The organism is Massilia genomosp. 1 (genome assembly GCF_011682185.1).
Taxonomy (GTDB): Bacteria; Pseudomonadota; Gammaproteobacteria; order Burkholderiales; family Burkholderiaceae_D; genus Telluria_A; species Telluria_A rubra.
On the sequence record NZ_WHJF01000162.1, the window covers coordinates 1 to 9284 of the forward strand.

Consider the following 9284-nt stretch of genomic DNA (forward strand, 5'->3'; position numbering starts at 1 on the left):
CCGGGGTCAGAGCTTTAACTTGCAACACTTTTGTTGCAAGTTAAAGCTCTGCCCCCGGTTGTAGGAGTTTGAAGCTGGTGGGCCGGGTGAAACTCTGCGCAGCGTAGGAAAAGTCAGGCCGGTCGGGCGCGATGTCGGCGCAGCGCACCACGTCGCCAATCACGATGATGCTGGGACTGCCGAGGCCGGACACGGCAAGGTCGTCCGCCAAATCCGCCAGGGTCGTCAGCAGCTGCGTCTGCGCCGCGCCGGTCGCCGACTGGATCACCGCCACCGGCGTGCTGCCAGCCTTGCCGCCGGCCAGCAGCGCCGCCTGGATCTGCCGGCAACGCGCCACGCCCATGTAGATCACCAAGGTCAGCCCGGTCTGCGCCAGCAAGGCCCAGTCGGGCGTGCGGGCGCTGCCCGCCTCGTCGCCACGCTCGTGGCCGGTCACGAATATCGCGCCCGAGCTCCAGTCGCGGTGCGTCAGCGGCACGCCAATCGATGACGGCGCCGCCAGCCCGCTGCTGATGCCGTTGATGACCTCGACCTCGATGCCTTCGGCCATCAGGTGCGCGCTCTTCACCGCCACGCCCGAAAATGAAGGGGTCGCCACCCTTGAGCCGCACCACTTGCCGTCCGGCCCGCGCTTCGGCCACCATCAGCCGTTCGATAAATTCTTGCGACGTCGAGCGGCAGCCGCCGCGCTTGCCCACCGGTACGATGCGCGCCGAGGGCGCGGCGTGCGCCAGGATCGCCAGGTTGACCAGGTCGTCCACCAGCAGCACGTCGGCCGCGCCGATCGCTTTCACCGCCTTCAAGGTCAGCAGTTCCGGATCGCCCGGACCGGCCCCAAGCAGATAAACCTTACCGTTGCTCTCCATGATGCGCACCCGTGTTTGCTTGTATTGACTTTGAAACTAGCAAGCACTGTGCCACTTGCTCGGCAATGGATGGCGGTACAGGCACCTCGCCCGCCAGCGCACGGCGAATCCAGGCCGCCGTCGTGGCCGCGTCGCGCTCGGCCGGCCCCTCGGCCACGTCATCCGTTGGTGCATCGCGCTGCACCAGCACGGTGCGTTCGGCCTCGTGGAACCAGTCGATCTGCTGCGCCCGGTTGGCGTTGGCCACGGTTTCGCCTTCGGTGCCGCGCATCAGGAAAGCGTCGCCCCGCCCTTCGCGCGCGATGGTCGTGAAGTATTCGCCCAGCATCTCCAGGTATTCCGGATGCGTGTACGAGACCAGCCGCAAGGCCGGCCCGGCGAATGGCTGCAAGATCTTGACCAGGGTATGGGTCGAGTTGCGCACGCCCAGGATGCGGCGCAGCGACAGCAACTGCGCCATCTTCGGGGCCAGCATCTCGATCGGCATGAAGGCCGGCTTGCCCGCCGCGAACGCGGCCTGCACCTCGGCGGCCGAAGCGGCGGCCTCGAATCCCATGTCGCGCAAAATTTCAAAGCTCGTCACCCGCCCCGGATCGCTGCTCACGCCATGCACCAGCACCGGCACGCCTTCGCGCGCCAGCAGCAGCGCCAGCAGCGGGGTCAGGTTGGCCAGCTTGCGCGCCCCGTTGTAGCTCGGAATGAGCACCGGCGCGTACGCACCCGCCGGCGCCACCAGCGCCTCGAACGAGGCTTCGGCCGCGTCCAGGAAGCCGGCGATCTCGTCCACCGACTCGCCCTTGATGCGCATCGCCAGCAAAATGCCGCCCAGTTCCAGGTCGGACACCCTGCCGTCAAGCATCGCGCCGTACAGCGCCTGCGCGTTTTCGCGCGTCATGCTGCGCGCCCCTTTTTTGCCGCGCCCGATTTCTTTGATGAAAGTAGCGGCCAGGAATGGTTCGGTTGTTTTGTTCATGGAGTTCAGCTTAACACTGCGTCTATAAAAATATATTTGGCATAAAGTGAATCCGGCGACGAGAGCGCCGCGTATATCTGCATACACATCAGTGTGAAAACCTATAACGAGGAGAGCAACATGAATCAGATGAGACTACGGGCGACCATCGGCGCGGTACTGGCAGGCAACCTGCTGGCCTGCGCATTCGCGCCGTCGGCATTCGCATCGAGCCACCGGGAAGCGCCTTTCATCACGCGCAATCCGAAGATCGACGCCACCGACTTTTACATGTTCCGCAGTTACCAGGCCGGCCGCAGCGATTTTACAACGCTGATCGCCAATTATGTGCCGCTGCAGGATGCCTACGGCGGCCCGAATTACTTCATGATGGACCCGGACGCGCTCTACGAAATCCATGTCGATAATAACGGCGACGCCAAGGAAGACATCACCTTCCAGTTCCGCTTCAAGAATACCAATAAAGATACGCAGCTGACCGTGGGCGGGAAAAAAGTCTCGATTCCGCTGGTGATCAACGGCGGCCCGATCGCCGACGCCAACGCCGCCGGCGCCAATGTGCGCGAAACGTTCACCGTCACCGTGGTGCGCGGCGACCGTCGCGGCGGCGCCCGCGCCGTCGTCGCCAACGCCGACGGCGGCGGCACCACCTTCGACAAGCCGCTGGACAACATCGGCAACAAGTCGATTCCCAACTACGACGCCTACGCCGCCCGCCACCTGTACAACGTCACCATCCCCGGCTGCACGGCGCCAGGCAAGCTGTTCGTCGGCCAGCGCAAGGATCCGTTCGTCGTCAACCTCGGCGAAACGTTCGACCTGATCAACATCAAGGCCCCGGCCGTCGAGTTCAGCGCCAACGCCGAAAAAGGCGCGAAGGATGACCTGGCCAACAAGAATGTGACCACCCTGAGCATGGAAGTGCCGACCTCGTGCCTGCTCAACGCCACCGCCGGCGACCCGGTCATCGGCGGCTGGACCACGGCCAGCCTGCGCCAGGGCCGCCTGATCAACCCGACCCCGAAATCGGATGCCGACGTGTCGAAAGAAGGCGGCGCCTGGGTCCAGGTATCGCGCCTGGGCATGCCGCTGGTCAATGAAGTCGTCATCGGCCTGAAAGACAAGGACCGGTTCAACCACAGCAAGCCAGCGGCCGACGCCCAGTTCGCCGACTACGTCACCAACCCGACCCTGCCCGCCCTGGTCGAGATTTTGTACGGCAGCGCCGGCGCCAAGGCCCCGACCAACTTCCCGCGCAACGACCTGGTGGCCGCCTTCCTGACCGGGATCAAGGGCGTGAACCAGCCGAAGACCGTCACCGCGTCCGAGATGCTGCGCTTGAATACCTCGATCGCGCCAACCGCGCCGGGCGCGCAAAAACGACTCGGCGTGATTGAAGGCGACAACGCCGGCTTCCCGAACGGCCGCCGTCCGGGCGACGATGTGGTCGACGTGGCGCTGCGCGTCGTCATGGGCAAGCTGTGTACCATCAATATCGGCTGCGCGCCAAGCGATGCCCCGGCCGGCGCGCTGCGCTTTACCGATGGCGCGTATCTGGACGAGACGATGGTGGGCACCGCCTTCCCGTACCTCAAATCGCCGATCCCTGGTTCGCCACAGAAGTAATCACCACATCAGGAGAGCACCATGAAAAAACTCAGTCTGATCTGCGCCATGCTGTTGCTGACCGCCTGCGGCAGCGACACGCACACCTCGTCGCCGCCGGACGTGCCGACACCGCCACCGCCGCCCGGCCCTGTCGCCGATGCCTTCTTCACCACGGTGAAGACGACCGTGGCGGCCATGCCGGACGACAGCGAAGCGGTCGCCATCGACGCCATCGCCAGCACCGCGCCGGAAGACACGGAACCGGCGGCCTTGTAAGCACCCGCAGTCCAACCGGCCGGGAAGCTCTTTCCGGCCGGCGTTCGTCCCCCAAAAAAAACAGAACATTCTCACGCACCGGGAATACACCATGCCGACCCGATTCGCACGCCTTACCGCGCCCGCGCTGCTGGCGTACGCGCTGCTGGCGCCGCTGGCGCAAGGCGCGCCGCACATTCCGGCCAGCGGCGGCGCCGTGCTCGAACGCCTGCCGCGCCGCGCCGACCCGGTCCAGCGCGAACTGGCGAGCCTGCGCGCGCAACTGGCCGCCAATCCGCGCGAGCTGGCGCTGGCCACCCGCACCGCGCAGCGCTATATCGCGGTAGCGCGCCAGGAAACCGATCCGCGCTACTTCGGCTACGCCCAGGCCGCGCTGGCGCCGTGGTGGTCGATGGCGGCGCCCCCGCCCGAGGTGCGCCTGCTGCGCGCCATCCTGCTGCAAAGCACCCACCACTTCGCCGAAGCGCTGGGCGACCTGGATGCCATCGTCGCCACCGACCCGGCCAACCCGCAAGCCTGGCTCACGCGCGCGATCGTGCAGACCGTGCGCGGCGACTACCAGGCCGCCACCGCGAGCTGCGCGCGCCTGTCGTCGCTGTCGACCGAACTGGTGACGATTACCTGCGTGGCGAATGTGGGCGCCATGAGCGGACGTGCAGCCAAAAGCGAAGCGCTGCTCGAGATGACCCTGCGCCGCAACCAGGAAGCCGACGCCGGCATGCGGGTCTGGGTCTTGACCCTGCTCGGCGAAATGGCGCAGCGGCGCGGCGACGCCAGGGTCGCCGAAGAACGCTTCAAGCGCGCGCTGGCGCTGGACCCGCGCGACAGCTACCTGCTCGGCGCCTACGCCGACTTTTTGCTGGAACAGCGGCGCGCGCCCGAGGTCATTGCGCTCGTCAAGGACCACGCCCGCATCGACGCCCTGCTGCTGCGCCATGCGCTGGCCCTGCGCCAGGGGGGCGCGGGCGCGGGTGCCGGCGCTCAGCTGCGCGCTGCCGACGCCGAACTGAAGGCACGCTTCGAGGCCGCCATGCGGCGCGGCGACACCGTCCACCAGCGCGAACAGGCGCGCTACGAACTGCACATCCGCGCTGACGCCAAGACCGCACTGGCGCTGGCGCAGCAAAACTGGGCGGTGCAAAAGGAGTCGGCCGACATGATCATTCTGCTCGAAGCGGCCGCCAAAGCGGGCGACAAGGCCGCCGCCGCACCGGTCATCGACTGGGTCGCGAAACATGCGCTGGAAGACGTGGCCGTGGCGCGCCTGGTCAAGCAGATCAAGCAGATCAAGGCGGGCGCGTGATGGGCCGCGGCTTCCTGGCCCTCCTGGCGCTGGCCCTGGCCCTGGTAGCCGCGCCGGCGCGTGCCCACAAGCCGAGCGACAGCTACCTGACCCTCAAGGTCGACGGTCAGCAGATCAGCGGCCAATGGGACATCGCCCTGCGCGACCTCGATTTTGCACTGAACCTTGACCAGAACGGCGATGGCGCGCTGACCTGGGATGAAATCCGCAGCCAGCACGACGCCATCGCCAACTACGCGCTGGCGCGCCTGGCGCTCACCAGCGGCGACGCCCCCTGCCCCATCGTCGCCGGCGAGCAACTGATCGACAATCACACCGACGGCGCCTACACGGTGCTGCGTTTTCGCGCCACCTGCCCCGCCGCCGGCGCGGCGCTGGGCGTTAGCTATGGCCTGTTCGCCGACCTCGATCCGCAGCACAAGGGCCTGGTCAAGCTGGAACATGACGGCGCCACCTCGACGGCCATCTTCAGCCCGGAGGCGGCGCGCCAGGACCTGTCGTTGCGCGCAGCGGGCAAGTTCGCCCAGTTCGCCGGCTACGTCAAGCACGGCGTCTGGCATATCTGGATCGGCTTCGACCACATCCTGTTCCTGCTCTCGCTGCTGCTGCCGGCGGTGATCGCGCCGCTCGCGATGAAACAGGCGCAAACCCTCAGGGCGGCCTTTATCGACGTGCTCAAGGTGGTGACCGCGTTCACGCTGGCGCACTCGCTGACCTTGACCCTGGCCAGCCTGCAGGTGCTGTCGCTGCCGTCGCGCTGGGTGGAGTCGGCGATTGCGGCCTCGGTGGTGCTGGCGGCGGTGAACAACCTGTACCCGCTGTTTCGCGGACGGCGGCCTTTGGCGGCGTTTGCGTTCGGCCTGATTCACGGCTTCGGCTTTGCCGGCGTGCTGGCCGACCTGGGACTGCCGCAAGGCGCGCTGGTGCTAAGCCTGGCCGGTTTTAACGTGGGCGTGGAACTGGGGCAGCTGGCGATTGTGGCGGCGTTCCTGCCGCTGGCATTCCTGACGCGCCGCACCTGGTTCTACCGCCAGTTGATGAGCACCGGTTCGGTGGCCATCGCATTGATTGCCGGCGTATGGCTGTTCGAGCGCGCCTTCGACATGAAGGTGCTGCCCGTGTAATGAGTCAGTGCGTGGTGTTGGGGACGCAGCCGCATTCCACCGTGCGCCTGGTCCCCCTTTTTGTCCAGCGTTATGCCGCGACCAGCTTGCGGTTGGCCGCGCCCGGCAGCGTCTTGAGGACCTTGCCTGGCACGACCGTGTAGCTGGTCGACTTGACCGTGCTCACAAAACGGTACTCGGCGCGCGCCTCCAGCGGCGTCACCGACACCACCATGAAGCCGCGCGACTTCGTTTCCGCGTACACCAGCGGCCCGATGATCTGTTCCAGGCCCGCCGCCACCAGCGCCGGATCTTCGTTCTTGAAGATCTCCTCAAAACCCGGCGAGGTCACCGACGACACCCCGAACTCCACCCCGACCGCCTGCCCGTTCATGTCGGCCAGGTCGCTGGCCCACGCGTTGTGCGTGTCGCCGGCCAGCACCACCAGGTTCTTGTCCAGCGCTTTGGCGGTGGCCAGCACGGTTTCGCGCGCGGCCTGGTAGCCGTCCCACGCATCGAGGTTGTACGGCACCGATGGCTGGGCCAGGATCTGCTGTTCGGCCGCGCTCAAGCTGGCCGGCGCGCTTTTCGCTTTTGCCAGCAGCGCGACGTAGGCGCCGAAGCCGATTGCGCCCAGCACCAGCGGGGCCGGCAGGTTCATGCGCGCCATCAGCACCTGCTGGCCCAGCATCTGCCAGGTGGCGCTCGACTTGCTCATCTGGCCTTTGAGCCAGTTGGTCTGCTCAAGGCCCATCAACTGGCGCGCCGGGTTGCCCGCGTCGGCCGCGAAGGCGGCGCCGTCGAACGCGCCGCCGGCGCCAACGTAGCTCGGATAAGCGAGCTGCTTGTCGCGCCCGATCACGCGCGTGTCGAGCATGTGCAGCGACAGCAGGTTGCCGAAGTCGAAGGAACGGTAGATGCGATCGGGCTTGCTGGCGTCCGGCAGGCGGATCGGCATCCACTCGTTGTAGGCCTGGATCGCCATCTGGCGGCGCGCCAGGAACAGGCCTTCGGTGGCCGGGTCGTGGTTCTCCGCGCCTTCGCGCCAGGTGTCGTTGGCCAGTTCGTGATCGTCCCACACGGTGATGAAGGGCATGCGCGCGTGCAGCGCCTGCAGGTCCTTGTCGGCGCGGTACTGGGCATAGCGGCGCCGGTAGTCGCTCAGGGTAATGATCTCGTTGGCCGGCACCGACACGCGGCCCATCGCTTCGGCGTCCTTGGCCGCGTAACCGTCCTTGGCGTATTCGTAGATATAGTCGCCCAGATGGATGGCGGCGTCGATGTCGTTCAGTTTTGCCGCTTCGGCGTAGACGTGGAAGTAGCCGGCCGGGTAGTTGGTGCAGCTGAACACCGCCAGCTTGACCTGCGCCAGGTTGCCGCTGCCGATGGTCTTGGTGCGGCCGACCGGCGAAGCCACGCCGTAGGCCTCGAAGCGGTAGTAATAGGCGCGGTTGGCGGCCAGCCCGGTCACGTCGACCTTGACGGTGTAGTCGCGCGCCGGACCGGTGCTGGTGCTGCCTTTGGCGGCGATGACGCTGAAGTTGCTGTCTTCGGAGAGCGCCCAATTGACGTCGATGTCGCCGCTGGCGGCGGTGCTGATGCGGGTCCAGAGGATGACGCGGTCGCTCAGCGGATCGCCGCTGGCGACGCCGTGCGCGAAGCGGACATCGATGTCGCCGCCATCGCTGCCGCCGCAGCCGGCCAGTGCGACGCCGGACGCCGCGACGGTCCCGAGCGAGAGGTTGCGAAGGAATTTGCGGCGCGAATTCGGTTGGGTCATGACAGCTCGTGATAGGCAGTTGAGAAGCCGGCAAGCTTAAACGGGCGACATGACTCGCTGATGACAGAAACGATGACTGCGGCGGTGCAGACCGGGCCGGCTTTTGATGCAGCTTGTGCAAGAGCGCCCGATTCGGGCTAAACTCCCGTATCCACGCCGAAAAACACGAGAAAAAGCAGCCTTCATGATAACTACTCCAGACATCGAAAATACCAACGTCACGTCGTTCGCGACCATGCCGACCCCGGAAGAGCTGCACAAGCGCCTTCCCCTGACCGACAGCGCGTTCGCCACGGTCATGCAGGGCCGCGCCGCCCTGCGCGACATCATCGACCGCAAGGACAAGCGCCTGTTCGTCGTCGTCGGTCCGTGCTCGATCCACGACCCGGTGGCCGGCATCGACTATGCGCACCGCCTCAAGGCGCTGCAGGCCGAAGTGGCCGACACCATGCTGCTGGTGATGCGCGTGTATTTCGAAAAGCCGCGCACCACGACCGGCTGGAAGGGCTATATCAACGACCCGCACATGGACGATTCCTTCCGCGTCGACGAAGGCATGGAAAAGGCGCGCCGCTTCCTGCTGGACGTCTGCGAAATGGGCCTGCCCACCGCCACCGAAGCGCTCGACCCGATCTCGCCGCAGTACCTGGGCGACCTGATCGCCTGGACCGCGATCGGCGCGCGCACCACCGAATCGCAGACGCACCGCGAGATGTCGTCGGGCTTGTCGACGCCGGTCGGTTTCAAGAACGGCACCGATGGCGACATCAGCATCGCGATCAACGCCATTTTGTCGTCGGCGCATCCGCACTCGTTCCTGGGCATCAATGGCCAGGGCACGGTGTCGATCGTGCGCACCAGCGGCAACGCCTACGGGCACGTGGTGCTGCGCGGCGGCGACGGACGTCCGAATTACGATTCGGTGTCGATCGCGATTGCGGAGCAGGCGCTTGAAAAAGCCAAGCTGCCGGCCAACCTGGTGGTCGACTGCTCGCATGCGAACAGCTACAAGAAGCCGGAGTTGCAACCGCTGGTGATGTCGGACGTGGTGCAGCAGATCCGGCACGGGAACAAGTCGCTGGTGGGCGTGATGATCGAGTCGAATATCGTCGGCGGCAACCAGAAGATTCCGGCCGATCTGTCGCAATTGAAGTATGGTTGTTCGGTGACCGACGGCTGCATCGACTGGGATGCAACCGAGAAGATGCTGCGCGCCGCCCACGCGGAGCTGCTGCAGCGTCCGTAAGCCCCCCCCTCAGAGCCGTGGGGGGCGGCGGGGGGGGGGGGCCCGGGGGCGGGGGGGGGCGGGGGGGGCGGCCGGGGGGTGGGGGGGGGGGCCGGGGGGGGGGGGGGGGGGGGGGGGGGCGGGGGGGGG

General features: G+C 66.5%; 7 protein-coding genes and 1 pseudogene. 5 read left to right on the plus strand and 3 right to left on the minus strand.

The features are described 5' to 3' along the window. Positions 1-40: 40 nt before the first annotated feature. Together cobA and ybiB are read right to left on the minus strand one after the other, a co-directional pair. Positions 41-866 (minus strand): annotated as a pseudogene (gene cobA, locus F1735_RS31385) (uroporphyrinogen-III C-methyltransferase). Continuing rightward, on the minus strand, positions 850-1839 hold the full coding sequence (ybiB, locus tag F1735_RS31390; RefSeq protein WP_167240666.1) for a DNA-binding protein YbiB: 990 nt from the start codon (positions 1837-1839) through the stop codon (positions 850-852). Before ybiB ends, cobA begins: the two are co-directional and overlap by 17 nt. 120 nt (positions 1840-1959) lie before the next feature. Between ybiB and F1735_RS31395 the strand changes: the two genes are divergently transcribed. The 4 genes from F1735_RS31395 (at position 1960) to F1735_RS31410 (ending at position 6150) form a co-directional block, all read left to right on the plus strand. Further along, on the plus strand, positions 1960-3465 hold the full coding sequence (locus F1735_RS31395; protein ID WP_167240668.1) for a DUF4331 domain-containing protein: 1506 nt from the start codon (positions 1960-1962) through the stop codon (positions 3463-3465). Between the two features lie 21 nt (positions 3466-3486). Next, positions 3487-3723, plus strand: coding sequence for a hypothetical protein (locus F1735_RS31400; RefSeq protein ID WP_167240670.1), 237 nt, complete (start codon positions 3487-3489; stop codon positions 3721-3723). 91 nt (positions 3724-3814) lie between these two features. Beyond that, positions 3815-5026 carry a hypothetical protein gene (locus F1735_RS31405; protein WP_167240672.1) on the plus strand — a complete coding sequence of 404 codons (1212 nt, stop codon included), beginning with the start codon at positions 3815-3817 and terminating at the stop codon, positions 5024-5026. Beyond that, positions 5026-6150 carry a HupE/UreJ family protein gene (locus tag F1735_RS31410; RefSeq protein WP_167240676.1) on the plus strand — a complete coding sequence of 375 codons (1125 nt, stop codon included), beginning with the start codon at positions 5026-5028 and terminating at the stop codon, positions 6148-6150. Before F1735_RS31405 ends, F1735_RS31410 begins: the two co-directional genes overlap by 1 nt. 70 nt (positions 6151-6220) lie before the next feature. On the opposite strand, the gene F1735_RS31415 is transcribed toward F1735_RS31410, so the two are convergent. Then, entirely contained in the window at positions 6221-7909 is a 1689-nt protein-coding gene (locus F1735_RS31415; RefSeq protein ID WP_167240674.1) for an alkaline phosphatase D family protein, read from the minus strand. Positions 7910-8096: 187 nt separating this feature from the next. On the opposite strand from F1735_RS31415, the gene F1735_RS31420 reads away from it, so the two are divergent. Then, positions 8097-9155, plus strand: a complete 1059-nt coding sequence (locus tag F1735_RS31420; RefSeq protein WP_167240678.1) for a 3-deoxy-7-phosphoheptulonate synthase — start codon at positions 8097-8099, stop codon at positions 9153-9155. The last annotated feature ends 129 nt before the right edge of the window (positions 9156-9284 follow it).